This is a genomic window from Shinella sp., from assembly GCF_052438155.1.
Classification (GTDB): domain Bacteria; phylum Pseudomonadota; class Alphaproteobacteria; order Rhizobiales; family Rhizobiaceae; genus Shinella.
Map to the genome: position 1 here is coordinate 1 of NZ_JBQVPI010000045.1, position 24525 is coordinate 24525.

Below are 24525 nucleotides of genomic sequence, written 5' to 3' on the forward strand. Positions count from 1 at the left end.
GCGGTCGACTACGAGACGGCCAAGAGCCATGCCATCACGATCGTTGCGATTGACGCAGGCGGCAAAAGCACGAGCAAGAACGTCTTGATCGGGGTCACGAATGTCAACGAAGCGCCGACATCGCTTGCGCTTTCCAAGGCAAGCGTAACTGAGAACAGCAAGATCGAAACTATTGTCGGCACGCTCTCCGCCACCGACCCGGAAGGGAAGGCGATGAGCTACACACTGACGGACAATGCTGGCGGCCTGTTCAAGATTGTCGGCAACAAGCTGGTTACCGGGAAGGCTGTCGATTTCGAGAAGGTGCAGACGGATACCGTGACGGTGCAGGCCTTCGATGGGGTAAACAAGGTGACAAGGACCTTCACTATCAGCGTGATGGATCAGGTCGAAGCGATCATGGGGACCGCAAAGGCGGAAACGTTGAAAGGCGGCATCGGCGCCGACCTGATCAACGCGGGCAGGGGCAATGACAAGCTGATCGGAGGCGTGGGGGCAGACAAGCTCTATGGCGGATCTGGTGCGGATACCTTCAGCTTCCTATCGCTCAAGGATTCCACGCGCTCACCCACGGGACGCGATGTGATCTACGATTTCGATGGGAAGGCCGGCGACCGGATTGATCTTTCGAGGATCGACGCAAAGCTCGCAACCACCGCCAACGACGCCTTCAGCTTCATCGGCACGGACGCGTTTTCGAAGAAGGCCGGTGAGCTGCGATATGACAAGACATCTTCCGACACCTATCTCTATGGCGACGTCAATGGCGATGGGAAGGCTGATTTCTCCATCCATTTCGACGATCCGTTGGCGTTTTCGAAGGGCTATTTCATTCTGTAGGCGAAGGTATTGCGGGGAGTGGTGCACGGAGAGAGCGGCGATAAAGTTGCACGAGAATTTCTCAGATGAAGCCAGCCCGACGGCGACGGAGCGTTATTTTCATCGCATCGCATCTCATCGGCTTCGGCCGAAGCTTAGGTCTATGCTGGGAAAGTTCTAATATCCACTTTTCGCTCATGTTGTTTTGGCCGCGGATTGTCTGTCCTGCGGCCCCATACCGGCTATTCCAAAGAGTAAGTCATTCCCCGGCCTGGAGAATTCAAACCAATCATCGACAGTGGGCCCACCGTTTCGTCGGTTCCACTCCGTTCAAGGCGAAGACGTGAGCAAGGCATTTTTGCTCGAGTTCATGCCGCCCACTCGCGGTGACGGCATTGCGCCCCAGCGCGGCCGTTAGGACATGTCCTGCATCTGCGAAAAGCAGTCCGAACGCCGTCCGTGGCAACACCGGCCGCATCGTCGTTTTGGCTATTGGCCGCTCAAGATCATCTTCGATGTTTCGGGTGCGCCGGCGTTCAGAATGGCAACGAAGTCCCTCAGCATCGGAACGCGGCGGGGGCGGAAACTCACTTCCGTCATCTGGATATCCGTGATGCGGTCGACGCGGAACTTTCGGAAATCCTGGCGCAGGCAACACCATGCAAGCAGCACCAACACACGCTCAAGATAGACGATCGCCAGCGGCAGCACTTGCCGATCGGACCGTCGCTGCTCCGCGTCCACATAGCCTATCACCACAGCGTGCTCTTGCCAGCAGGCCTCGCGCAGAAGGCCGACATCGACGGTTGGCGGATCGCGGCGGTCGAACCGATAGACCTGTGAGACGGCATGCAGCGCCTGGCGTTGTAGTCGGTCGGGCAGCGTTGCCGTGACCTTCGAAAGCACGGCACCTGCGGCCGCCGCAAGGGTGGGTTCACCCATATGCTGCACCTCGGCGAGGCCGAGCACCAGGGCTTCGATTTCAAGCCGTGTGAATGTCTGCGGCGGCAAGGCGATGTCTTCGGTCAGCCGGTAGCCGAAGCCGCGCTCGCCATCGATGACGGCGCCTGCGGCGCGCAGGCTGTCGATGTCCCTATAGAGCGAACGCAACGATACGCCGGTCTCCTCGGCAAGGCTCGCTGCCGTCACCGGGGAGGGGAGAGTGCGAAGCGCCTGGAGGAGGCGGAAGAGACGATCACTACGGGCCATGACGAAGAGAATAAACGAAGTCTACTGACGAAAACTGGCAGTTGGCCGACTGTACAAGATCCGCATTGCCAAACGCAACCGAGGATCCAGACTATGCTGACGCTCTTTCACGCCCCCCGCTCGCGCTCGTCGCGTATCGTCACCCTGCTTCGCGAACTCGACGCCATCGACAAGGTCGCGATCGAGATCGTCGACATCACCCGCGGCGATGGCAGCGGCCGCAAAGATCCCAAGAACCCGCATCCGGAAGGCAAGGTGCCGCTGGTCGTCCATGACGGCGTCGTGATCTGGGAGAGCATCGCGATCATTCAGTACCTGACGGATCTCTTCCCGGAAAAGAGGATGGCGCCGGTTGCGGGCGACCCGCAGCGCGGACGGTATTTGAGCTGGCTCGCCTGGTATGCCGGCGTGGTCGAGCCTGTGCTGATCGCACAGGCAGCCGGGATCTCGCATCCTTTTGTGGATGCTACCTTCCGCGGCCCGGCGGAACTGGCGGCACGCCTTGAGGCCGCGCTTACGGATAGCCCCTATCTGATGGGAGAGCGGTACACAGCTGTCGATCTGCTGCTGCATTCGCCCTTTGCCTGGTACCCTGCAGCGACGCCGGACAGCGACGTGGTCAAGGCCTGGATTGAGCGTTGCGGCGAGCGGCCACCGCTGCAATGGACCGCCGACTATGACGCCCGCACCGTGGGTGCGGCTTGATCGCTGGCACTGGCCGCTCCGACCGGGCGGCCACTTTCGCGTGAGATTGATCGCGTGTTCAGTCCCGGCATCTGGTGGATCGATTCATCCTAGACCCAATCCACCAGATGCCCGGACTGAACACCTAGAGACGGACACTCCTGCGGAAAGCGCAAAGTGCCGAGAAGCAAACGTTCTCAACCTGGTTAGATTCTTTGCATGATAAAACTAAACGCCGATCGCAGTGCCACGACAGTGGGCCGACAACGGCCTGTGAGGGAGGGCAGGGAGTGCGGCGCAAGACGGGCGCGGGGTGCGACCCTGTCGGTCTTTGAGCAGACTTTAGACCGCTATGCGCGGCCCACTATTCCCTCCGTTTGGACAAATCGTTGGTACTTTGATTCATCTCGCCAGCGCTGTCATTGATGGTCGTGATGGGAGCTGTACCGTTGCAGGCTTTCGCCGAGGCCCTCAACAGTCGATTGCGCAGGATCGTCTTTTAGCAAATACGGCGTGACTGACACGACCAGAACGGCCTTTGAAATTCGGAACGCATCATACTGGGAAAGATGACGGACGATTTCGCCGTCGCCCATTGAGAATCAGACCCGATGAGCCTTGTCGATCTTGATACCGCGTCGATCTTGATACCGCCGAGCACCGCGGAAAGATTCTCGGCGAAGATATCTGAGCGCGCTTGTCCCAACGGAAGCTGATGCCTGAAATAATGCGTCTGGCGCAAGGCTTCGGCTCGCGCTAGCGTCATCGTCAAGCAACTAGCTCGGGGAGTAACGTGAACCTTCGCCACCAGATCATCGCGCTTGCGATCGTCCCGCTCGTTGTTGCGATCCTCACCATCACTGCCTTCATCACCTGGCAGGCGGCAAACCTCGCCCAGAGCAGCATCGACACGTTCGAGCGCAACATGCTGAAGGCGAAGGAAACTGAGTTGCTCAACCTCACCAATCTCGCCCGCTCGGCGATTGAGGAGGTCTATGCGTCGGCGGATGCGAACGACGAAGTGGCCAAGGATCGCGTGCGCAGCATCCTGACGTCGCTCGACTACGGGAAGGACGGCTATTTCTTCGTCTACGACTACGATGGCAACAACGTCGTCCACCCGCGGCAAACTTTCCGGCCGGGGCACAACTGGCTGGACCTGACCGACCCCGACGGCAACCAGGTGATCGCCAACCTGATCCAGAAGGCGAAGGAAGGCGGCGGGCTGTATCAGTACAAGTGGGAAAAGCCCTCGTCCGGAACGATGGCCGACAAGCTGTCCTTCGCCATGGGGCTCGACAAATGGCAGTGGATGCTGGGAACAGGCGTCTATCTCGATGACGTCTTCGCCCAGACGGCGGCGGCGAAAGCGGACCTGCGCGAAAAGATCGGCCACACCTTCCTCGTCGTCGCGTTCATCGCCGTGCCCGCCGTGATGGTGGTCTTCGCCACCTGTATGCTCGTCACGCTGCGCGAGCGGCGCATGGCGGACGGCAAGCTCAAGGCGCTGACGCAGCGCATCATCGACACGCAGGAAGAGGAGCGCGCGCGGCTCGCCCGCGAGCTGCATGACGGCATATCGCAGAACCTCGTCGGCGTGCGTTATGCCATCGACCTCGCCGGCAGGAAGGTCCGAAACCACACCGACGATGCGTCCGGCGCCATCGACAAGGGGGTGGAGGCCCTGAACGGCGCCATCAAGGAGGTCCGCCGGCTGTCGCACGATCTGAGGCCCCCTGCGCTCGACGATCTCGGCCTGACCGCGGCCCTGACGGCGCTTAGCAACCATTTTTCCGAACGGACCGGCATCCGCACCGTGCTGGAGGCGGGTGCCGGTAAGGACAGGCTGAAGCCCGAGGCGAGCACCGCGCTCTACCGGGTGGCGCAAGAGGCGCTGAACAATATCGAGCGCCATTCCGGTGCCCGCGTTGTGCAGATCAAGCTCTGGAGCGCCCGTGGCCGGATGCGCATGACGGTTGCTGACAATGGCAACGGTTTTGAAGAAAACGCTAATGGAACTGGGGACGGCCATCAGAACGGCCTCGGCCTTCGCAACATGCAGGAGCGCATGGCGCATTTCGGCGGCGTGCTTCTGGTCCGGAGCACGCCGGAGGGTACGGTGCTGACCGCAATGTTGCCGCTGTCAGCCAATGTCAGCGCGGAAAAACGGACGGAAGCCGCATGAACGAGGTCAAGCCGATCAAGGTTGTGCTCATCGACAATCACCCGCTGGTTCTCGACGGCCTGCGCGCCGTGCTCGAAACCTTTCCGCATATCGAGGTGGTCGGTACGGCGGGGCTAGCGCTGACGGGGCTGGAGATCGCGCTCATGACCAATCCGGCGGTGGTGCTGATCGATATCAATATGCCAAAACTCAGCGGCATCGAGGCCATCGAGCTGTTCAAGGCGAAGCTGCCGGACTGCCGCATCGTCATGCTCTCCATGCATGACAGCCGCGAATATATCTCGGCGTCCGTCCTGCACGGTGCGTCCGGTTATATCCTCAAGGACGTCTCGACCGACGAGATCGTCACGGCGATCGAGACCGTCGCTGCGGGAAAGACCTATTTCTCCTCCGGTGTTTCCGACGCTCTTCTCGATCGCCGGCTGAGCGAGCCCGCCAACCCACTGACCACCCGCGAGCACGATGTGCTGATGCTGCTGGCGTCCGGCAAGAGCAACCGTGACATTGCCCAGTCACTTTCGCTTTCCGAGGCGACGGTCGAGACACATCGCAAGAACATCAAGAAGAAGCTTGGAATTTCCACGACCGCCGGCCTCATTCGCTATGCGATCGACAGTGGTTTTAGTCTGTCCGACAGCTGAGACCGGCGCCTACCCACTACTGGGTAGGCGGTTTTATTTGGCATTCCCGACCATCTTGTTCCCCCCATAAGGACGCCATACGACTTCCGCGACGGTCGGCAGAGAGGTGCCGGCTGGGGAGGAAATTATCATGTCCGGCCTTTTGTCGCTGTCGCGCGCCATCGACGCGCTCAACACGTTTTTTGGAAAATCGGTGTCGTGGTTGTTGCTCGTCGCGGTGCTGATCAGTGCCGTCAATGCCATCACACGCAAGCTGTTCAACCTGAGTTCCAACGCCTGGCTGGAAGCACAGTGGTATCTGTTTTCCGCCGTCTTCCTGATCGCGGCCGCCTATACGCTGCTTAGCAGCGAGCATGTGAAGGTCGATCTGGTATACGGCCACATGCCGCGCAAGGCACAGCTCTGGGTCGAGATCCTCGGCACGCTCTTCTTCCTGTTTCCCTTCTGCCTGATCACCATCTACCTCTCCTGGCCGATCGTGATCTCGAAATATCTGAGCGGCGAGGTGTCGAACAACACCGGTGGCCTGCTTCTGTGGCCGGTGTGGGCGCTGATCCCCATCGGCTTCGGCCTGCTGACGCTGCAAGGCGTCTCGGAACTCATCAAGCGCATCGCGATCCTGCGGGGCGACATGCCCGACGCGACGGCCCTTGCCGACGCTGAAGCCCAGACGCTCTGACGCCAGGAACCTGATCCCATGTTTGCTTTCTTCGCGGAAAATCTCGCGCCCATCATGTTCCTGTCGCTGATCGTCGTGCTGCTGATGGGCTATCCCGTCGCTTTCGCGCTCGCCTTCGTCGGCTTCGTCTTCGGTTTCATCGGCATCGAAATGGGCCTTTTGCCGATCAACCTCTTCGGTGCCGTGCCCGACCGTATCTTCGGGCAGATGTCGAACGAAACCCTGCTCGCTATTCCCTTCTTCACCTTCATGGGATTGATCCTCGAACGAAGTGGTATGGCGGAGGATTTGCTTGATACGATCGGCCAGCTCTTCGGCCCGATCCGTGGTGGTCTTGCCTTCGCGGTCATCTTCGTCGGCGCCATTCTCGCAGCCACCACCGGCGTTGTCGCGGCCTCGGTCATCTCTATGGGCCTGATCTCACTGCCGATCATGCTGCGCTACGGCTACGACCGGCGCGTAGCGGCCGGCACGATCGCGGCGTCGGGAACGCTTGCCCAGATCATCCCGCCGTCGCTGGTGCTGATCATTCTTGCTGACCAGCTCGGCCGCTCGGTCGGCGACATGTACAAGGGCGCGCTGGTGCCCGGCCTGCTGCTCGTCGCGATCTATGCCGGCTATATCATTCTCATGTCCTACCTGCAGCCCGCCAGCGTCCCGGCGCTGCCGCCGGAGGCCCGCACCCTACGTGGCTGGAAGCTCGCTCGCAAGGTGGTGACCTCGCTGGTGCCGCCGCTCGTGCTGATCTTCCTGGTTCTCGGCACGATCTTCATAGGCCTTGCGACACCCACCGAAGGCGGCGCTATGGGCGCGGTTGGCGCGCTCATTCTGGCTGCGGGCAACCGCCGTCTCGACCTCTCCATGATGAAGTCGGCGCTCTACGCCACAGCAAAACTCTCGTCCTTCGTCATCTTTATCTTGCTCGGCGCGCGCGTCTTCTCGCTGACCTTCTACGGCGTCGACGGCCATATCTGGGTCGAGCACCTGATGACATCGATCCCCGGCGGGGAAATTGGCTTCCTCATCGTCGCCAACCTGCTGGTGTTCTTCCTGGCCTTCTTCCTCGATTATTTCGAGCTGGCCTTCATCATCATCCCGCTTCTGGCGCCGGTCGCCGATGCGCTCGGCATCGACCTCATCTGGTTCGGCGTGATGCTGGCGATCAACATGCAGACGTCGTTCATGCATCCGCCGTTCGGCTTTTCGCTGTTCTACCTGCGCTCCGTAGCACCCAACCGGGCCTACAAGGACAGGGTCACCGGCGCGACGATCCAGCCGGTGACCTCGGGCCAGATCTATATGGGCGCCCTTCCGTTCCTCGGGATCCAGCTATTCATGGTCGCTGTCGTCGTGGCGTTCCCGGGCCTCGTTACCCACTACAAGTCCGGCGCGACCGTGGTCGATCCGGCAACCATCCGGCTGAACGTGCCGATGCCGGGTGCCGAAGGTGAAAACCCGTTCGGAACGCCGGCGCAGCCCTTCGGCGCCCCGGAATCATCCGACGACAATTCGACGCCGTCCTTCGGCACGGAGACGCCCGAATTCGGTTCGCCGCAGCCGAGTTTCGGCCAGCCCGCACAGTCCAACTAGCCCAACCAAGACGGTCCCGGTCGGACATACGTGCCGGCCGGACCATGCAGCCACCTGAGGAGGAAACGATGACTGACACCTTGAACCGCCGTAATTTTCTGACCAAGGGCGCGCTCGCCAGCGCCGCTGCGGTCGCCGGCGCGTCGCTCGCCGCGCCTGCAATCGCGCAGGAACTGCCGACCTTGAAATGGCGCCTGACATCTGGGTTTCCGAACAACCTCGACACGATCTATGGCGGCGCCGTTGTTATGGCCGAAGCGCTGTCGAAGATCACCGAGGGCAAGTTCCAGATCCAGGTCTTCCAAGCGGGTGAACTGGTGCCTGGTCCGCAGGCAATCGATGCGGTGCAGAGCAACACCGTGGAAATCGCCCATACCTGCGGCTACTATTTTACCGGCAAGAACCCGACTTTCGCGATCGGCTCGACCATCCCCTTCGGCCTCAACGCCCGCCAGCAAAATGCCTGGCTCTACCACGGCGGCGGCAACGAGCTTTATGACGAATTCCTGTCGGAATACGGTATCATCGGCAAGCCGGGCGGCGGCACCGGTGCCCAGATGGGCGGCTGGTTCCGCAATGAAATCAAGTCTGTCGACGATCTCAAGGGCATCAAAATGCGCATTGCAGGCGTCGCCGGCGAGGTCATGTCGCGCCTCGGCGTCGTGCCGCAGCAGCTTCCGGGCGGCGACATCTATCCGGCGCTCGAACGCGGCACAATCGATGCTGCCGAATGGGTTGGCCCCTATGACGACGAACGCCTCGGCTTCTATCAGATCGCGCCCTACTACTACTATCCGGCCTATTGGGAGGGCGGACTGACGATCCACTTCTTCATCAACAAGGCTCAGTATGAGGCACTGCCCGAAGCCTACAAGGTCGCGCTCGACACCGCCTGTAAGGCTGCCAACATCAACATGCAGGCGCTCTACGACGTGAAGAACACGGCGGCGATCCGCGCGCTGGTCGGCAAGGGCGTCAACCTGCGTCCTATGCCGCGCGACGTGATGGACGCCGCCTACAAGGCGACCTTCGAGCTCTACGCCGAATACGGTGAGAAGCATCCAGCCTGGGCAAAGATCTATCCGGCCTGGAAGAAGTTCCGCGACGAGTCCTTCGAATGGTTCCGCGTCGCCGAATACAGCTACGACAGCTACATGTACGCCGCGCAGGCCGCAGGAAAGTAGTACTCGTGTTGTTTTGCGATCGCCTCGGGTAGGTGACCCAAGCGGCAAAGGTTTGCTGACGAGGGCCAAACCGGATGCCATTGCTTTCGCATGCTTGCTTGAGAGAGAAAGCCCTAAGACCACAGCTCGATGAGGCGCGTTTAGTAAACATCGAAGCATAGAAGGAAGACCGGCACCCGTGGTAGCGCTAAGCTGCGCATTCGCTGCCGGACATTGAGAGCATGGCAGCGTTCTAGGATGACGCTGCCATGCGGATGTGATCAAGGAAAATGGATTGCAGCCTGCTCGGCAGCCAGGTTTCACGCATGGTGATGCCGATGGTGCGCGTGCCGAGCCGCTCGCGCACCTCCTGCGCAACGGGCAGACAGGTCAGCAGCCCCTCGCGCTCCTCGATGGCGATCTGCCGGCGCGAGAGCATCGACAGGCGGTCACTTTCCAGAATGATGGCGCGGGTGAGGACGAGCGAGCTCGTCTCGATGCTGGCGCGAGGTGAAGCGGTGCATTTCTCGAACAGGGCGTCGAAAGCGGTGCGAATGGGGGTTCCCGGCCGCTGGGCCACCCATTCCTGTCGCGCAAGGTCATCGAGCGATGCACCCTTGCCGCGCGAAACAAGCGGGTGTTCCGCCCGGCCAACGATCGCATAGGGGTCGTCGAACAGCGCCTCCGTCCTGAGCCCTGCCAGATCGCTTCCCGAGCGCAGCGCGCCGATCAGGATATCGCTCGCCCCCACCCGCAGCTGCTGCGACAGAAGCTCGTAAGAACCGTCCATCACCTCGATGCGGGCATTCGGATGGGTGGCCAGCAGCGGATTGAGCGCGCGTGCGAGAAGCAAGGTGCGGGCAAGCGGCAGGCTCGCGATCTTGATCCTTCCCTCCATGCGGCCTTCGAGTTCCTTCAGCTCGTCGACCGCTTGTTCCAGCTCGGTGAGAGCGACCTGCCAACGCATGGCGAGGCGGCGACCGACAGTGTTCGGCGCCACGCCACTCGGGCTGCGAACCACAATCGCCTTACCGACATTGGCCTGCAATTCGTGCAACGTTCTGTGCAGCGCCGCGGCCGAACCGCCACCGGCACGGGCCGCCTCGGTGATCGAGCCACTACCGGCGAGCGCGATCAGCGCCTCGATCTGGCGAAAGCCGATGCGGGCGAGGGTCTTGGTGATCAGTGCGGGGTCGCGCTGCGAACTGGCACCAAGCGCCTGGCCGAGTGCCGAGGCGAGCTGGTCTTCCATGCGGCGCAACCGTGCCAGAAGCACTTCGCCCGCGGTTGTTGGCTGGCTTCCCGCGGCATAGCGGGCGAGCAGTTTTGCGCCGAAGCGAGCCTCGATGCCGGCAAGGGCCACCGAGACAGAGGGCTGGGAAACATTCAGCTCCGCGGCTGCCCGGTTGAGGCTGCCAGTCTCGCAGACCTGCAAGAAGGCGCGCAGGTGACGAAGATTGAGGTCGGTTGCGATCATTCCCGTCTCATAAACTGATTCGCAAAAACCTATAGCACGGAACGGCTTTCGTATTAGCGTCGGGAGCCCGATAGGTGCGAGTGTTCCCCTCGAAAATGGAGGAGCATGGATATGCATCAGAAAACCGGACTCGTCGTCAGCGCCCATTCCGCCGACTTCGTCTGGAGGGCCGGCGGCGCGATCGCGGCCCACGCAAAGCAGGGCTATAATGTCACCGTCGTATGCCTGTCGTTTGGCGAGCGCGGCGAATCCGCCAAGTTGTGGCGCAAGCCCGGCATGATGCTCGAAGCCGTGAAGGCCGACCGCCAGCGCGAGGCGGAGAACGCCGCCAGGGCCCTCGGCGTCCATGATATCCAGTTCTACGATCTCGGCGACTATCCCATGCAGATCACGCCCGAGGCGTTTGAGCGGTTGGTCGATCTCTATCGCGAGATCCGCCCGGAATTCATGCTGACCCACTCCCACCAGGATCCCTACAATTTCGACCACCCGATGGCGACCGAGTTCGCGCAGCATGCGCGTGTCATCGCACAGGCGCATGGCCACCGGCCGGATGTGCCGGTGCTCGGCGCTCCGCCAGTCTATCTCTTCGAGCCGCATCAGCCGGAACAGTGCAACTGGAAGCCCAATTTCCTTCTCGACATCACCGATGTCTGGGAGAAGAAGCTGGCCGCCATTAAATGTATGGAAGGCCAGGAACATCTTTGGGAATATTATACCCGCGTCGCCCTTCAGCGCGGCGTGCAGGCTGCGCGCAATTCCGATTACAAGGTCACCTATGGAGAGGCCTATGAAGCGGTATTCCCGCATGTCACGGGCACGCTCGGCCATGGAGCGCTGTCATGAACGTCGTACACCGGTCTATCGAGCGGCCGCCGCTCGACATCGTCGATGGACTGGCGGAATGCGGTGCGGCGACCGTGCATGAAGCCATGGGCCGCGTCGGCCTGCTGCAGTCCTACATGCGCCCGATCTACCGCGGTGCCCGCGTGGCCGGGACCGCGGTGACGGTCTCGATCTCGCCGGCGGACAACTGGATGCTGCATGTGGCGGTGGAACAATGCCAGGAGGGTGACATTCTCGTCGTCGCCCCGACCTCGTTGTGCGATGCCGGCTATTTCGGCGAGTTGCTCGCGACATCGCTCAAGGTGCGCGGCGTGCGCGGGCTGGTGATCGAAGCGGGCGTTCGCGACGTAGCGGAACTCGAGGAGATGGGCTTTCCCGTGTGGTCGCGTTTCGTCTCCGCGCAGGGCACCGTCAAGGCGACACTCGGCTCCGTCAACGTCCCGATCGTCTGTGCGGGTGCGAGCATCGCGCCCGGCGATGTCATCGTCGCGGATGACGACGGCGTGATGGTCGTGCCGAAGGCCAAGGCCGAAACCGCGCTTCGGGCGGCCAGGGCGCGGCTGGAAAAGGAGCGGCAAACGCGTGAGCGGCTCGCCGCGGGCGAACTGGGGCTCGATATCTACAAGATGCGCGAGGCGCTTGCCGCCAAGGGGTTGACCTACATCGATTGATCGAAAGCCGGGGAAGGTGGAGGAACCTTTTCCGCACGGGAGGACGAATGACCACGATTGCTTTCATCGGCTTCGGCGAGGCGGCACAATCCATCGCCGGCGGCCTCAACGGCCGCAATGCCGCGCGGCTTGCCGCCTACGACCTGCGCTTCCGCGATCCGGCAGCCTCGGCTGGCCTGCGCGGTATTGCATCCGAACGGGGCGTGCAGCCGCTCGACGACATTGCGGATATCGCTTCGGCGGACGTCGTCCTGTCACTGGTCGTCGGCGCGGCGACCAAGGCTGTTGCGGCCTCGGCCGCTCCCTATCTTTCGGCAAACGCCATCTTCATCGACCTCAACTCTGTCGGCCCCGATACGAAGGCGCTTGCCGCGAAGGAAATCGAGACCGGCAAGGGCAGCTTCGTCGAAGGCGCCATCATGGCGCGGGTGCCGCCTTATGCGGAAAAGGTGCCGATCCTCGTTGCTGGTAAGCGGGCGGGCGAGGCGGCCGAGCGGCTGAACGCGCTCGGCATGAACTTGGAGGCCGTCGGCGACACGCCCGGCCAGGCATCCTCGCTGAAGATGATCCGCTCGGTGATGATCAAGGGCGTGGAAGCCCTCCTGATCGAGGCGCTGTCTTCGGCAGAACGGGCGGGCGTCACCGAACGCATCCTCGATTCCGTTGGGGAAACGTTTCCGGGGCTCGACTGGCGGCAGGTCGCGGACTACTACCTGTCGCGAACCTTCGAACACGGCGCGCGTCGCGTGACCGAAATGACCGAAGCGGCCGAAACCATCGAGTCGCTCGGGCTGAAGGCTTCCATGTCGCGGGCCGCCTGCGAGACGATCGCCAGCGCCCATGCGGCGATGAAGGATCAGGGCCTTGCCGTGACGGACGGATATCGCGGTTTCGTGCCCGTGCTGGCACGCCGCCTGGCAAAGGACCTCTGACATGGATGGCATTATCCAGTCGCTCGGCGTCATCTTCTCCTTTTCGGGCTTGGCGGTCCTCATCATCGGTGCATTGCTCGGCATCGTCATCGGCGCGCTGCCGGGCCTCGGCCCGTCGATCGGGTTGAGCCTTCTCATACCCTTCACGTACAATCTCGGCCCCGAGCTCAGCATGCTGATGATGATCTCGCTTTACACCTCGGCCGAATATGGCGGCTCGATCAGCGCGATCCTGCTTTCGACGCCTGGCACGGCGGCGGCCGCCGCCACCGCCATTGACGGCTACGCCATGGCGCGCAAGGGCAAGGCGAACGAGGCGATCTCGATCTCGCTGACCGCATCGACCGTTGGCGGCGTCTTCGGTGGCCTGGCCCTGCTGCTGCTGGCCATGCCGCTGGCGTCGCTCGCCCTGAAGTTCGGCCCGGCGGGTTATTTTGCCGTCGGCGTGTTCGGGCTCACCTCCGTTGCAGCACTCTCCGGCGGCTCGCTGGTCAAGGGCCTCGTCTGCGCGGCCTTTGGCCTCGCGCTCGCGACGATCGGCATCGATCCTATTGCCGGCACGCCGCGCTTCACCTTCGGCCTTTTCGAGTTTTATGAAGGCGTGCCGTTCCTCGCCGCGCTCATCGGTCTCTTCGCCGTGTCGGAAGCGCTGGTGATGATCGAGAACCGCGTGGCGGCAGCCCCCGCCATCAAGGACAAGGTCGGCCACGTCTTCATGTCCGGCGCGCTGTGGAAGAAAACCTGGCGGTCCATGCTGTCCGGCTCGGTCATCGGCACCCTGCTCGGTATCCTGCCCGGCGTCGGCGGCAACATCGCCTGTTGGGTTGCCCGCGATTATGCCCGCGCGCGCGATCCCCATCCGGAAGAGTATGGCCACGGCTCCGCCAACGGCATTGCCGCACCCGAGGCTGCAAACAATGCGACCGTCGGCGGTGCCCTTGTTCCGCTTCTGGCACTCGGCGTGCCGGGTTCGCCGACGACCGCCATCATGGTCGGCGCGTTGATCATGCATGGCCTGCATCCCGGCCCGCAGCTCTTTACCGAAGCGCCATCGCTAGTTTATGCGATCCTCTTCGGCACGATCATCGCGTCGCTGGTGCAATATGCCGCCGGCTCGCTGTTCCTGCCGCTGATGGCGCGAGTGATGCGCTTGCCGGATGCAGTGATCGCGGTCGGCATCATGGCCTTTGCGGTGCTCGGCGCCTTCGCCATCCGCAACCTGATGTTCGACGTCTACCTGATGCTCGGCTTCGGCGTCGTCGGCTATCTCATGAAGAAGCTGCGCTTCCCGGTCGCGCCGATCGTTCTCGCCATGGTGCTCGGTTACCTCGTGGAATCCAACTATCGCACGGCGCTGGTGTCTTCGCAGGGCGACTACATGATTTTCATCACCGATCCGGTCAGCCTGCTGTTCCTCGTCCTCAGTCTCGTCAGCCTGCTGACGCCGCTGTGGCGATTGCTCCAGAAGCGCCGCGCGCGGCGAGTCGATGCCGACGAAACGGCGAACGGCACTGCCCGCTGATCAAAAATTCAACAGGAGGAGAAGACATATGACGATCAACAGAAGAACGTTCGGCGCGCGCATGGCAGGAGCAGCCCTGGGACTGGCGCTCGCCTTTTCGAGCGGTGCCCTGCCGGCGCCGGCCATGGCGGCCGGGTTCCCGGAAAAGTCCGTAACGCTCGTGGTCTGGGCGGGTGCCGGGGGCGCGCTCGATACCTATGGCCGCAAGCTCGCCGAGCTTTTGGAAAAGGAATCCGGCTGGAGTGTCAAGGTCGACAACCGGCCGGGCGGCAGCGGTGCGGTCGGCGTTTCGCAGATCATGACTCAGCCGGCGGACGGCTACAACATCCTCGTCTTCACGGGAACGCTGACCTTCGGTATCGCCCAGGGCCTCATACCCTTCGAGCTCAAGGACTTCCGCATGCTGCGCGCCATGCAGTCGGAACCGTCATCGCTCGCTGTGCTGTCCGACAGTCAGTTCAAGACGGTCGACGACTTCGTGAAATATATGAAGGAAAACCCGAGCGGGCAAAAGGTCGGTGGCCATGCGCCCGGCGGCTTCCACCAGTACATGCTCTACCAGCTGATGAAGTCGGGCGACTTCGAGAGCGGCTGGATCCCGCATGACGCCTCCGGCAAGGTGACGCTCGCTTTGCTCGGCAAGCATATCGACGCCGCGATGATGACGCCGTCGACCGGCCTTGCGCAGGTCAAGAACGGCGACATCAGACTGCTCGGCGTTACCACCGAAAAACGCAGCGAATTCCTGCCGGAAACGCCGACCTTCAAGGAACAGAGCTATGACATAGAGGGCGCGGTCTGGCGCGGCATCGCCGTGAAGGCCGGAACGCCTGACGATGTTGTCGATTCCATCCAAGCGGCGGTCGACAGGGTCACGGCCTCGGCAGACTGGAAGAAGTTCCAGACCGAGCAGTTCCAGGATAGCCCGGACTGGAAGGAGGAGGAGTTCACCAAGCGCGCGGGAAGCGACCTCACCAACCAGCTTGAATTCCTGAAAGCGAATGGATACGCCCAATGACGAACCAGGCTTCGGCTGTTTCGGGATCCAACCTCTCCCCCGCATCGGGGGGAGAGGTCACCCGCAAGCACTTCTGGCAGAATCTCGTTGCGGCCTGCATTTCCATCGCGTGGAATGCAAGCTTCCTTGTCATGAGCCTTGCGCTGCCGGCCGGCCATTCGCGCGGCGATGTCGGGCCGGGGTCGCTGCCGATGCAGGTCTCGGTCTTCGGCCTCATCGTCTCAGCGGTCTATCTGGTGCAGGTCCTGCGCGGCATCGACCTCGGCGGCTCAAGCGACGGCATCGACGTGCCGCGCGTTGCCGGCCTGCTCGGCCTCTTCGTCGCCGTGGCGCTCAGCGCCAACTGGATCGGCCTTGCGCTTTGCCTCGGCATCGGCACGGGCGTGGCGACGTTGCTCTTCCCCGGAGAAAAGCCGTTTATCCGCGCGCTCGCGACGGGCATTGGCTTCTGGGCAATCGCCTATGGGCTGTTCGGCAAGTTGCTCGAACTCCCGCTTCCCTGACCTGAATAGAGATCGATAGGAGTGACGGATATGACGCCGGATGGCATCGCGTGCATGATGATGAGGGGCGGCACGTCGAAGGGAGCCTACTTCCTCACCGACGATCTGCCGTCGGACCCCACGGAGCGCGACCGGCTTCTGCTGCGCATCATGGGCTCGCCCGATCCGCGCCAGATCGACGGCATTGGCGGCGCGGACCCGCTGACCAGCAAGGTCGCGGTCGTGCGGGCCTCGACCCGGCCGGGCTTCGACGTCGACTACCTGTTCCTCCAGGTCTTCGTTGACCAGGCGCTCGTCAGCGACAGCCAGAACTGCGGCAATATCCTCGCCGGCATCGGCGCATTTGCAATCGAGCGCGGGCTCGTCCAGGCCGGCGAGGGCGAGACCACTATCCGCATCTTCATGGAGAACACCGCACAATCCGCCGTGGCGCGAGTGCGCACCGAGAACGGCCGGCCGGTCTATGCCGGCGAGGCACGCATCGACGGAGTGCCGGGATCGGCAGCGCCGGTCTACCTCGTCTTCACCGATGCCGCCGGCTCGAGCTGCGGCGCGCTGCTGCCGACCGGTTCGGCCGCAACCGAGATCGACGGCGTGACCTGCACTCTGATCGACAATGGCATGCCGGTCGTCGTCATGCGTGCCACGGATTTCGGCCTGACGGGCTATGAAAGCCGCGAGGAGCTGGAAGCGAACGAAACGGTCAAGGCGCGCATCGAGCGCATTCGGCTTGCCGCAGGTCCGCTGATGAACCTCGGTGACGTTGCGAAGAAATCCGTGCCCAAGATGACGCTCGTCGCCCCACCGACCGGCGGCGGCGCCATCATGACCCGCAGCTTCATTCCGCACCGCGTGCACGCCTCCATCGGCGTCTTCGGTGCGCTGAGCGTCGCGACGGCCTGCATGTTCCTCGAAAGCCCGGCAGCCTCGATGGCGGTGCTTCCTCCAGGCGAGGACAAGTCCGTCGCCGTCGAGCATCCGACCGGCAAGATGGAAATCCTGCTGCGCCTCGACAAGGATGCGCCAGGCGGACTCGGCGAATGCTCGTTCCTGCGCACTGCCCGCAAGCTTTTCGATGGGCAGGTGTTTTTAAAGTGAGGTGTCCAAATATGGCTTCGCGCATCAACGTCGTTTCTTTGCATCTGAGAAAAGCCGTGGTCCGGATTCGTTTCCCATCAAGAGCTCAGCCACTATTGTATGGCTCGGCGTGTGGTCCTACCGGCGATGCCGCCTGTTCGATGAGCCAGTTGATGAAGGAGCTGACCGAAGTGGTTTCGCGTTTCGCATCGGGGCAGATGCAATAGTAATTGTGGACGGCGGGCACACTTAGGCGCAACGGCTGCACCAGCCGACCTTCGTCTAGATCGCGCGCGGAAACGACTTCATCGCTGAGGGCCACACCAAAGCCATCCCGGGCGGCTTGGAGCACGATGCCGAAGTCGTCGAAGTGCACGTCGGACTCACCCGCATAGGGAATGCCGGCTTCGGCCTGCCAGCGGCGCCATTGCGAGCCGTCATCCTCGTGCAGCAGCCGGTGATAGGCGAGGTCGGAGGGCTGTCGGAGGGCATTCGGCCCGCGCAGGAGCTGGGGGCTGCAAACCGGCGTCATATGGATGCCGTGCAGCAAGCGCCACCAGAAGCCTGGCCACGGTGGCACGCCATAGACGATAGCTACATCCGTCTTGCGCCAGTCGACACCGTGGAAATGGCTGGAGGTGAGAACCTTCAACTGGAAATTCGGACTTTCCGCCATGAAGGTGAAGAGCCGGGTGGCAAGCCAAGCGACGCCGTGCACCTGCGGGATGGAAATGGTCAGGGCCTGCATTGCTGCGCCATGTTTGTGCGCCGAGAGCTGGCGCACGCCGGTGTGAATCGCTTCCATGGCGCTTGCCACCGAGCGCTGGAGCTGGCTTCCGCTCGGCGTTAAAGCCAATTGCCGGCCGCGTTTTTGAAACAGGTCGACGCCAAGAGCCAGCTGGAGCGCGCGGATCTGCTGGCTGACCGCGCCCGGCGTTACGTGCAACTCGGCTGCCGCAGCACTGACATTGCCGAGCCGTGCGACACTTTCGAAGACGCGAAATGCATGAAGGGGTGGTAGCGCCATCGATCTCTTCCCTCAATTGTCGTTCAATGGATCAGGCATTCTGGTCCCGTCCCGGACGCAGCTGCTCGATCACCCGATCGGCCAGGGAGCGCAGCACGGGGTCGTTCGCGCGATCGACCGGGCAGACGATGTAATATTCCCGCGCCGCATTGATCGTGGTTGAAAACGGTTGGATGAGCCGCCCTTCGCTTAGATAGTTTCTCGTCAGCACATCCGAGACCAGCGCCACGCCTCGGCCCTGAACGGCGGAGGCGATCGCCTGGGCCACCGAATTCACCCGGACTCGGGTATTGCCCTCAAGGCCGATGCGAGCGGCAATGGACCATTTTGCCCATTCTCCGCCGTCGTCTTCATGCAGCAGCGTGACCGAGCTCAGCTTTCTGTCGCGATTGCGCAGGTCGAGCCGCGGAAAGAGCGTCGGCGAGCACACGGCACAGAGCCGGACTTCGCTGAGCGACCGCCAGTATTTTCCGCTGAAGGGCGGATTGTCGTAGACGATTGCCAGGTCGTTGTCGTCCCAATCCACCTCCGCGGCGGTGATCGCCTCATTGATGGTGAGGTTGGAAAGGCCGTGCGATTGCGCGAAATCGACGAGCGTCGCTGTCAACCAGGCAATCCCGAGTGCGGTCGGCACGGAAACGGAGAGCGACGCGGGCTGGTCGCCGGAGGTCACGATCCGCGATGCCCGCGTTGCGGTGTCGAGCTGACCGAGCGATATGGCGACGGCCTGCGAAAAATCCTTACCCGCCTGGGTGAGGGCGACATTCCTGCCGGACTTTCGGAACAGGATGATGCCCGTCGCATCGCTCAGCTTCTTGAGTTGCAACGAAATCGCGCTCGGACTGAGGTTCAATTCCTCCGCCGCATGCCGTACCCCACCAAGGCGCGCGGTCGCCTCGAAAGCTGGCAGATATTGCAGGTAGGGCGGGAGGCGGCTCATGGGAGTATCCGTGTAATCGTTTAGCTTTATAGAACGATATCGGTGAATTTAAATTGATTTTTTCAAATTGTCGGGAGTGCTATCCCATCGACAAAGAGGAGCTTGTTCATGATCTCGGCAACACCATTCGACTATCCCTATGACGGCAATCTCGATGCGGGCAAGACGGCGCTTATCGTCATCGACCTGCAAGAGGATTTCCTCTCCACCACGGGCTATTTCGCCCGGCAGGGGTATGACCCCGCACCGCTTCGTGCGATCCTTCCCGCGGTGAACCAGCTCATCGCCGCCTGCCGCGACGCGGGCATCCAGATCATTCACACGCGGCAGGGGTATCGCGAAGACCTCGCGGACATGACCCCTTATGAAAAATGGCGCCGGCAGCGGTCGGGCCTCGAGGGTACGACTGCGCTGTTGCGGTCCAGCCCCGGTTTCCAGATCGTTCCCGAACTCGACGTGCGCCCGCAGGACATCATTGTCGACAAGACCTGCAACAGCGCCTTCACCTACACCGATTTCGAACATGTCCTGCGTGCGCAGGGCATCACGCATCTGCTGTTTACCGGCTGCACCACCGACGTCTGCGTTCACACGACGCTGCGCGAAGCCTGCGACCGCAATTTCCAGTGCCTGACGATCTCCGACGCCTGCGCCAGCGGCGACCAATATGCCCACGAGGCCGCCCTGCACATGGTCACCGTCGAGAACGGCATTTTTGGTGCGCTGACGGATACCGCAGCGGTGCTGGAAGGTCTGGAAAAGCTTGGAAAACCCACGAAATGAGTGAAGTCCAGAAATATGTTTCCCTGATGCGCCTCACGCAGAAGGGGCTCGTCGAACTGACCGATAGCGCGAAGCGCCGAAAGGTCAGCGAGGATCGTGTGGCAGCACTCGGCGGGCGGTCGATCGCCTTTTACGCCCTGCTTGGAACCTATGATTTCATGCAGGTTTTCGAGATGCCAAGCAATGAAGCGATGATGCAATACGTGCTCACGGCGCGCCGGGACGGACATGTCGAGCCGCTCATTCTCCCCGCATTCGATACCGAGACATACGGCCAGATTCTCAACGCCGTGGGCTAGGTAGAAAGTTTAGTTTTTTTGCGTAAATGCAGCGAAAACATTTAGCTTGTCTGCAATTTACCTTCGTATACGACTTCACAAAACGTCAATGCAAGAAGCCAAAACAAGGGAACACGACTATGACGAAAGCAACACTGGGAATGAAACCGTCTCTTCTGGCAGGCACCGTGCTTGCCGCAATGCTCGGCGCGGGCACGGCTCTTTCGGCCGACCAGAAGCCTGATTTCGTATCCGGCGGCGTCTTGAAGGTCTGCACCAGCGGCGAATTCCCGCCGATGGAATATTATGAAAATCCGGGCGACAAGGACCTTGTCGGCTTCGAGATCGATGTCATGGACGCGATCGCCAAAGGATGGGGCGCAAAGGCGGAATATGTCGTCGGCGACTTCAAGGGCCTGCTGCCGTCGCTCGATTCCAAGCGCTGCGACCTTGTCGCGAGCGGCATCATGATCACGCCGGCTCGTCTCGAAAAATACGACGGCATCCCGTATTTCGGCTCGCACGTCGTCATGGTCACCGCGGCGAGCGACACGGAAACGAAAGTCCCGGCCGATGTTAGCGGCAAGATCATGGCGATCGAAGCCGGCACGACCTATGAAAAGACGGTTGCCGATCTGAACGCCGAACTCGAAGCCGCCGGAAAGGCGCCGATCCAGGCGCAGACCTATCCGTCCGCATCCGGCGTCATCGAGCAGATCCTGGTCGGTCGCGCGACTGCGACGATCACGCAGGATACGACCGCTGCCTATCGCATGCTTCAGGTGCCGGGCCGACTGGCCATTCCCTACACCTACGAGGAAAGCGAGAACTACGGCATCTATCTGCGCAAAAGCGATGGCGACCGTCAGATGCTGAAGGACGCGATCGAGGCCCTGCAGGCGAGTGGCGAGATGAAGGCGTTCCTCAAGAAGTGGAACCTGCCGGAAACCTCGACCGACGTTTCCCACGACGTAAACTGACGATAGGCGGTCTCCGTTGTTCCAGCTCGATCTCTTCCTGCAGGCGATCTTCAGTGCCCCCCTTTTCAAGGGGGCACTCCTGACGATCGGCCTCTCGCTCTGTGTCATGGCCGTGTCTCTCGTGCTCGGCATGGGGCTTGGTTCCTTGGCCGGCTCGCCGCGTCGCTCCGTCCGGTGGCTGGTGACGCTCTATGTCTGGCTGTTCCGCGGCGCACCTGCACTGCTCGTGCTGCTGTTCGTGTGGAACGGTTTGCCGCAGATCTCCGAAATCTTTCGCGCCGGCTGGTTCACGCCGTTCGTCGCGGCCTTTTTGGCGCTGTCGCTGATCCAGATCGCCTATCTGGCGGAGGTCCTCCGAAGCGCCTTCGCCGCAGTCGGCCGCGGGCAGCAGGAGGGTGCGGCGGCGCTCGGCATGCATCGCTGGCAGATCTTTCTGGTCATCACCATGCCGCAGGCGCTCAGGATCGCGGTTCCCGCGCTGATGAACGAGTTCATCTCGCTGTTGAAGACCACGTCGCTTGCGACCGTGATCTCGCTGAAGGAACTGATGACCGTCTCGCAGTTCGCCATCGCCACCAGCTTCCGGTTTCTCGAATGGTATGGCGCGGCCCTTGTCTACTACCTCGTCATCGTTTCGGTGCTGACGCTCGCCCAGAACCGCATCGAACATGTGCTTTCGCGCGGCTATCGCTGATCGCCGCAAACCCACGGGTTGGATATGAACACGCAAACCGCAATTCAGGTTGCCGGCGTCAACAAATGGTACGGCGCCTTCCAGGTCCTCAAGGGCATCGATCTCACGGTGAACAAGGGGGAACGCATCGTCATCTGCGGCCCGTCGGGCTCGGGAAAATCGACGCTGATCCGCTGCATGAACCGTCTGGAAGTGCATCAGGAAGGCACGATTGCCGTCAACGGCGTCGAACTCACCAACCAGCTGAAGCGCATCGATCGCGTGCGGAGCGACGTGGGCATGGTCTTCCAGCACTTCAACCTGTTCCCGCACCTGACTGTTCTGGAAAACTGCACGGTCGCCCAGCGCTGGGTGCGCAAACTGTCGAAGAAGCATGCCACCGAGATCGCCATGAAATACCTCGAACGTGTGCACATTCCGGAAAAGGCCGACAAGTATCCGGGCCAGCTTTCCGGCGGCCAGCAGCAGCGCGTCGCCATCGCGCGCGCGCTTTGCATGAACCCGAGCATCATGCTGTTCGACGAGCCGACCTCGGCGCTTGATCCCGAAATGGTCAAGGAGGTCCTGGACACGATGATCTCGCTTGCCGCCGACGGCATGACGATGGTGTGCGTCACCCATGAAATGAATTTTGCGCGCGAGGTTGCCAGCGAAGTGGTCTTCATGGATGGCGGTCAGATCATCGAGCGCAACAAGCCCGACATCCTGTTTTCCGCGCCGACGCACGAACGCACGAAGCGCTTCCTCGGCAAGCTCTTGCATTGAGGGAGGTCATCTTGAACAACGAGAACTGGTTTTCGAAGGAAGCGATCTCGGACCGGCTGACCCGGATTTGCGAGCCGCATGTCCATTCCTTTTTCCGTGCCAACATGTTCCACGTCGTCGGCAAGGATGCCGACCTCGTTATCGATTTCGGCATGGGTCTCGCCGATCTCGGGAGCGCATTGGATATACCCTCGGGCAAACCCGTGCTGGCGGTGGCGACCCACGTTCACGTCGATCATGTCGGCTCGTTCCACGAATTCGAGATCCGGCTGGGCCACGAAGCCGAAGCCGAGGCCTTCGCGCTCATGCCGGATGCGGATACGCTCGCCGACTATTTTCGCACCCAGCCGGACGCCCTGACCGCGGTGCCGCCCACCGGCCTGACGCCGGAAGCATACACGATTTCAACCGCACCGCTCACCACGATCCTCGCGGAGAACGACGTCATCGATATCGGTGATGCCTGCTACACGGTCCTGCATCTGCCCGGCCACTCTCCCGGCTCCATAGGCCTGCTCGACCAGAGGACGGGAGAATTCTTCAGCGGGGACGCCATATACGAGGGTGGCCTCGTGGATGATTTGCCGGGATGCAGCATCGAAGCCTACAAAGTCACCATGACGCGCCTGTCGGAGCTTGACGTTGACATCGTCCACGGCGGTCACGGAGTGATGTTTGGTAAGGATCGGCTGCATGAGATCGCCGTGCGCTATCTGGCTTCGAAGGAAGGTTGAAGACGTCTAATGGGCCAGCAATCAATCCTGAGCAATGCTCCGCTTTAGAGGCCCTCAATAATGCTCGCCGATCGTAGGGTATCCGCAGGAATGGCTGACCGAGCCCGTCGAGCTGACCGGCGCCAAGCAGGCCGTATGGCGGACCGATCCGTCCCGGTCGGGAGTGGGGGGGCTCGACCGACGATATCGGCACACACGCCTATAATCTTGTCACCTTCGTTACCGGCCTGACGTTGGAAAGCATTGCGGTCGATCTCGTTTCCTTTGTCGAAGGCCGGCAATTGGATGGCAATGTCCGTGTCCCGCTGAGCTTCGAAGGCGGTGCAAAGGGGATGCTCTGGTGCAGCCAAATTGCACCGGGTCATGAAAATGGTCTTAGGATCCGTGTCTACGGCGACAAGGGGGTATCGAATGGGTGCAGGCGGATCCGAACTATCTCTGGTTCACACCGTTCAACGAGCCGAAACGCCAGCTGACCCGGGCCGGTGCGGGGAGTGGACTGGCCGCGTTCCGTGTCAACCGCATCCCCTCCGGCCATCCGGAAGGTTATCTCCAAGAATTCGTAACGATCTATGCGGAAGCGGCCCGTGCCATCAACGCGAAGAGGAAGGGCGTCACGGTCGGAGACGATGTCATCCACCCGACCGTCGACGATGGTGTGATGGGCGTCGCATTCGTCGAAGCATGCGTCGCCTCATCGAAAAAGAACGGAGCCCGGGTGAAGCTCCGTTTGGAGTAGTAGCTGTTGGTTTCGGCAGGAGGCGGCTCCCCCGCGGCATATACAGGATAATGCGGCCGGCCCGCTCCCGGTGGTTAGTTGTCTGGCGATGGGTTCGTGGTTCGATTCCTATCAAGAGCAGCAATCACTGTGCGTCTCGCGTCGAGGGCGACTGTCAGGCCATCGCTAGGATCACGTGCGCTTGGATCTTGGCGGCAACTTCGCCACGGCCATGTCTATCCGCAAGCGCGGCCGTGGCCAAGTTGGTGGCGGCGTCCAGCTTTCCTAGGCCACGAGATTCAATTTCGCCGCGAAGTGGCGTTCCATGGCAATAGGCGACAGCCACTTGGCGCGCAGAGGGCGCTCGGCTTTGTTCGGCTCTCGTGTCGATGTCCACGCGGGCGAAGCCTGCGCGCTCCAGGTCGCTGTGGATGAGATCTTTGTCGGAGTAGCCGTGCGGTGTGCGTGCCAGGAAACGCGGCGGATCGTTCGGGAACATCCTGGCGAGAGCATTCGTCACATCGTTCGCAAAAATGTTCTCCTCGATACGATCCCATACGTTGAACACAAAGCGGCCTCCGGGCTTCAGG

At 61.7% G+C, this 24525-nt stretch carries 24 protein-coding genes and 2 pseudogenes; 21 read left to right on the top strand and 5 right to left on the bottom strand.

Annotated elements, in window-relative coordinates:
* Positions 1 to 840, top strand: an 840-nt coding sequence (locus ACT6VE_RS32300) for a M10 family metallopeptidase C-terminal domain-containing protein (protein ID WP_444802326.1), incomplete at its 5' end; no start/stop codon positions are given.
* 468 nt (positions 841 to 1308) lie between these two features.
* On the opposite strand, the gene ACT6VE_RS32305 is transcribed toward ACT6VE_RS32300, so the two are convergent.
* Complete coding sequence (locus ACT6VE_RS32305; protein WP_444802327.1) at positions 1309 to 2028, bottom strand: helix-turn-helix transcriptional regulator; 720 nt, start codon at positions 2026 to 2028, stop codon at positions 1309 to 1311.
* Positions 2029 to 2121: 93 nt separating this feature from the next.
* Here ACT6VE_RS32305 and ACT6VE_RS32310 point away from each other — a divergent pair, with 93 nt between their 5' ends.
* The 6 genes from ACT6VE_RS32310 to ACT6VE_RS32335 all read left to right on the top strand — a co-directional run bounded on the left by ACT6VE_RS32310 (position 2122) and on the right by ACT6VE_RS32335 (position 8991).
* Positions 2122 to 2733 carry a glutathione S-transferase family protein gene (locus tag ACT6VE_RS32310; protein WP_444802328.1) on the top strand — a complete coding sequence of 204 codons (612 nt, stop codon included), beginning with the start codon at positions 2122 to 2124 and terminating at the stop codon, positions 2731 to 2733.
* A 772-nt stretch (positions 2734 to 3505) separates the two neighbouring features.
* Complete coding sequence (locus tag ACT6VE_RS32315) at positions 3506 to 4897, top strand: cache domain-containing protein (protein WP_444802329.1); 1392 nt, start codon at positions 3506 to 3508, stop codon at positions 4895 to 4897.
* Positions 4894 to 5538 carry a response regulator gene (locus ACT6VE_RS32320; protein WP_444802330.1) on the top strand — a complete coding sequence of 215 codons (645 nt, stop codon included), beginning with the start codon at positions 4894 to 4896 and terminating at the stop codon, positions 5536 to 5538. Before ACT6VE_RS32315 ends, ACT6VE_RS32320 begins: the two co-directional genes overlap by 4 nt.
* Before the next feature lie 130 nt (positions 5539 to 5668).
* The gene (locus ACT6VE_RS32325) at positions 5669 to 6217 is read left to right on the top strand and encodes a TRAP transporter small permease subunit (RefSeq protein WP_444802331.1); all 549 of its coding nucleotides are present in this window, start codon (positions 5669 to 5671) and stop codon (positions 6215 to 6217) included.
* 18 nt (positions 6218 to 6235) lie between these two features.
* A complete protein-coding gene (locus tag ACT6VE_RS32330) occupies positions 6236 to 7807 on the top strand; it encodes a TRAP transporter large permease (protein ID WP_444802332.1) in 1572 nt (523 codons plus the stop codon).
* Positions 7808 to 7875: 68 nt separating this feature from the next.
* Positions 7876 to 8991, top strand: a complete 1116-nt coding sequence (locus ACT6VE_RS32335; protein ID WP_444802333.1) for a TRAP transporter substrate-binding protein — start codon at positions 7876 to 7878, stop codon at positions 8989 to 8991.
* 232 nt (positions 8992 to 9223) lie between these two features.
* Here the strand turns inward: ACT6VE_RS32335 and ACT6VE_RS32340 are convergent, their stop codons facing one another.
* Positions 9224 to 10447, bottom strand: a complete 1224-nt coding sequence (locus ACT6VE_RS32340) for a LysR family transcriptional regulator (RefSeq protein WP_444802334.1) — start codon at positions 10445 to 10447, stop codon at positions 9224 to 9226.
* A 111-nt stretch (positions 10448 to 10558) separates the two neighbouring features.
* On the opposite strand from ACT6VE_RS32340, the gene ACT6VE_RS32345 reads away from it, so the two are divergent.
* The 7 genes from ACT6VE_RS32345 to ACT6VE_RS32375 are packed head-to-tail and all read left to right on the top strand — an operon-like array spanning position 10559 to position 17037.
* Positions 10559 to 11293 (top strand): PIG-L deacetylase family protein, encoded by a 735-nt coding sequence (locus ACT6VE_RS32345; protein ID WP_444802335.1) that lies wholly within the window; start codon positions 10559 to 10561, stop codon positions 11291 to 11293.
* Entirely contained in the window at positions 11290 to 11964 is a 675-nt protein-coding gene (locus tag ACT6VE_RS32350; protein WP_444802336.1) for a 4-carboxy-4-hydroxy-2-oxoadipate aldolase/oxaloacetate decarboxylase, read from the top strand. The genes ACT6VE_RS32345 and ACT6VE_RS32350 overlap by 4 nt, the downstream gene beginning before the upstream one ends.
* Before the next feature lie 47 nt (positions 11965 to 12011).
* Positions 12012 to 12896 carry a DUF1932 domain-containing protein gene (locus tag ACT6VE_RS32355; RefSeq protein WP_444802337.1) on the top strand — a complete coding sequence of 295 codons (885 nt, stop codon included), beginning with the start codon at positions 12012 to 12014 and terminating at the stop codon, positions 12894 to 12896.
* A gap of 1 nt (position 12897) precedes the next feature.
* On the top strand, positions 12898 to 14418 hold the full coding sequence (locus tag ACT6VE_RS32360; RefSeq protein WP_444802338.1) for a tripartite tricarboxylate transporter permease: 1521 nt from the start codon (positions 12898 to 12900) through the stop codon (positions 14416 to 14418).
* A 28-nt stretch (positions 14419 to 14446) separates the two neighbouring features.
* Positions 14447 to 15436, top strand: a complete 990-nt coding sequence (locus tag ACT6VE_RS32365) for a tripartite tricarboxylate transporter substrate binding protein (RefSeq protein ID WP_444802339.1) — start codon at positions 14447 to 14449, stop codon at positions 15434 to 15436.
* Positions 15433 to 15939, top strand: a complete 507-nt coding sequence (locus tag ACT6VE_RS32370) for a tripartite tricarboxylate transporter TctB family protein (RefSeq protein WP_444802340.1) — start codon at positions 15433 to 15435, stop codon at positions 15937 to 15939. The genes ACT6VE_RS32365 and ACT6VE_RS32370 overlap by 4 nt, the downstream gene beginning before the upstream one ends.
* A gap of 30 nt (positions 15940 to 15969) precedes the next feature.
* Entirely contained in the window at positions 15970 to 17037 is a 1068-nt protein-coding gene (locus ACT6VE_RS32375; protein ID WP_444802341.1) for a 4-oxalomesaconate tautomerase, read from the top strand.
* 85 nt (positions 17038 to 17122) lie between these two features.
* On the opposite strand, the gene ACT6VE_RS32380 is transcribed toward ACT6VE_RS32375, so the two are convergent.
* Positions 17123 to 18043, bottom strand: coding sequence for a LysR substrate-binding domain-containing protein (locus ACT6VE_RS32380; protein WP_444802342.1), 921 nt, complete (start codon positions 18041 to 18043; stop codon positions 17123 to 17125).
* A 31-nt stretch (positions 18044 to 18074) separates the two neighbouring features.
* Complete coding sequence (locus ACT6VE_RS32385) at positions 18075 to 18983, bottom strand: LysR substrate-binding domain-containing protein (RefSeq protein WP_444802343.1); 909 nt, start codon at positions 18981 to 18983, stop codon at positions 18075 to 18077.
* A gap of 108 nt (positions 18984 to 19091) precedes the next feature.
* Between ACT6VE_RS32385 and ACT6VE_RS32390 the strand changes: the two genes are divergently transcribed.
* The 7 genes and pseudogenes from ACT6VE_RS32390 to ACT6VE_RS32420 form a co-directional block, all read left to right on the top strand.
* On the top strand, positions 19092 to 19766 hold the full coding sequence (locus ACT6VE_RS32390) for a cysteine hydrolase family protein (protein ID WP_444802344.1): 675 nt from the start codon (positions 19092 to 19094) through the stop codon (positions 19764 to 19766).
* The gene (locus ACT6VE_RS32395) at positions 19763 to 20065 is read left to right on the top strand and encodes a GYD domain-containing protein (protein ID WP_069062287.1); all 303 of its coding nucleotides are present in this window, start codon (positions 19763 to 19765) and stop codon (positions 20063 to 20065) included. The genes ACT6VE_RS32390 and ACT6VE_RS32395 overlap by 4 nt, the downstream gene beginning before the upstream one ends.
* Positions 20066 to 20184: 119 nt before the next feature.
* A complete protein-coding gene (locus ACT6VE_RS32400; protein ID WP_444802345.1) occupies positions 20185 to 21024 on the top strand; it encodes a transporter substrate-binding domain-containing protein in 840 nt (279 codons plus the stop codon).
* Positions 21025 to 21040: 16 nt separating this feature from the next.
* Positions 21041 to 21718: an amino acid ABC transporter permease gene (locus ACT6VE_RS32405; protein WP_444802346.1), complete on the top strand. Its 678-nt coding sequence runs from the start codon at positions 21041 to 21043 to the stop codon at positions 21716 to 21718.
* A 24-nt stretch (positions 21719 to 21742) separates the two neighbouring features.
* Positions 21743 to 22483 carry an amino acid ABC transporter ATP-binding protein gene (locus ACT6VE_RS32410; protein WP_444802347.1) on the top strand — a complete coding sequence of 247 codons (741 nt, stop codon included), beginning with the start codon at positions 21743 to 21745 and terminating at the stop codon, positions 22481 to 22483.
* An 11-nt stretch (positions 22484 to 22494) separates the two neighbouring features.
* A complete protein-coding gene (locus tag ACT6VE_RS32415; RefSeq protein ID WP_444802348.1) occupies positions 22495 to 23217 on the top strand; it encodes an MBL fold metallo-hydrolase in 723 nt (240 codons plus the stop codon).
* A gap of 79 nt (positions 23218 to 23296) precedes the next feature.
* Positions 23297 to 23956 (top strand): annotated as a pseudogene (locus tag ACT6VE_RS32420) (Gfo/Idh/MocA family protein); the annotation flags it as partial.
* Between the two features lie 154 nt (positions 23957 to 24110).
* Here ACT6VE_RS32420 and ACT6VE_RS32425 read toward each other — a convergent pair.
* A pseudogene (locus ACT6VE_RS32425) lies at positions 24111 to 24525 on the bottom strand (SAM-dependent methyltransferase); the annotation flags it as partial.

Coding starts and splice junctions, on each gene's coding strand:
- ACT6VE_RS32305 (WP_444802327.1), bottom strand. CDS start 2,028: ATGGCCCGTAGTGATCGTCTCTTCCGCCTCCTCCAGGCGCTTCGCACT.
- ACT6VE_RS32310 (WP_444802328.1), top strand. CDS start 2,122: ATGCTGACGCTCTTTCACGCCCCCCGCTCGCGCTCGTCGCGTATCGTC.
- ACT6VE_RS32320 (WP_444802330.1), top strand. CDS start 4,894: ATGAACGAGGTCAAGCCGATCAAGGTTGTGCTCATCGACAATCACCCG.
- ACT6VE_RS32325 (WP_444802331.1), top strand. CDS start 5,669: ATGTCCGGCCTTTTGTCGCTGTCGCGCGCCATCGACGCGCTCAACACG.
- ACT6VE_RS32330 (WP_444802332.1), top strand. CDS start 6,236: ATGTTTGCTTTCTTCGCGGAAAATCTCGCGCCCATCATGTTCCTGTCG.
- ACT6VE_RS32335 (WP_444802333.1), top strand. CDS start 7,876: ATGACTGACACCTTGAACCGCCGTAATTTTCTGACCAAGGGCGCGCTC.
- ACT6VE_RS32340 (WP_444802334.1), bottom strand. CDS start 10,447: ATGATCGCAACCGACCTCAATCTTCGTCACCTGCGCGCCTTCTTGCAG.
- ACT6VE_RS32345 (WP_444802335.1), top strand. CDS start 10,559: ATGCATCAGAAAACCGGACTCGTCGTCAGCGCCCATTCCGCCGACTTC.
- ACT6VE_RS32350 (WP_444802336.1), top strand. CDS start 11,290: ATGAACGTCGTACACCGGTCTATCGAGCGGCCGCCGCTCGACATCGTC.
- ACT6VE_RS32355 (WP_444802337.1), top strand. CDS start 12,012: ATGACCACGATTGCTTTCATCGGCTTCGGCGAGGCGGCACAATCCATC.
- ACT6VE_RS32360 (WP_444802338.1), top strand. CDS start 12,898: ATGGATGGCATTATCCAGTCGCTCGGCGTCATCTTCTCCTTTTCGGGC.
- ACT6VE_RS32365 (WP_444802339.1), top strand. CDS start 14,447: ATGACGATCAACAGAAGAACGTTCGGCGCGCGCATGGCAGGAGCAGCC.
- ACT6VE_RS32370 (WP_444802340.1), top strand. CDS start 15,433: ATGACGAACCAGGCTTCGGCTGTTTCGGGATCCAACCTCTCCCCCGCA.
- ACT6VE_RS32375 (WP_444802341.1), top strand. CDS start 15,970: ATGACGCCGGATGGCATCGCGTGCATGATGATGAGGGGCGGCACGTCG.
- ACT6VE_RS32380 (WP_444802342.1), bottom strand. CDS start 18,043: ATGGCGCTACCACCCCTTCATGCATTTCGCGTCTTCGAAAGTGTCGCA.
- ACT6VE_RS32385 (WP_444802343.1), bottom strand. CDS start 18,983: ATGAGCCGCCTCCCGCCCTACCTGCAATATCTGCCAGCTTTCGAGGCG.
- ACT6VE_RS32390 (WP_444802344.1), top strand. CDS start 19,092: ATGATCTCGGCAACACCATTCGACTATCCCTATGACGGCAATCTCGAT.
- ACT6VE_RS32395 (WP_069062287.1), top strand. CDS start 19,763: ATGAGTGAAGTCCAGAAATATGTTTCCCTGATGCGCCTCACGCAGAAG.
- ACT6VE_RS32400 (WP_444802345.1), top strand. CDS start 20,185: ATGACGAAAGCAACACTGGGAATGAAACCGTCTCTTCTGGCAGGCACC.
- ACT6VE_RS32410 (WP_444802347.1), top strand. CDS start 21,743: ATGAACACGCAAACCGCAATTCAGGTTGCCGGCGTCAACAAATGGTAC.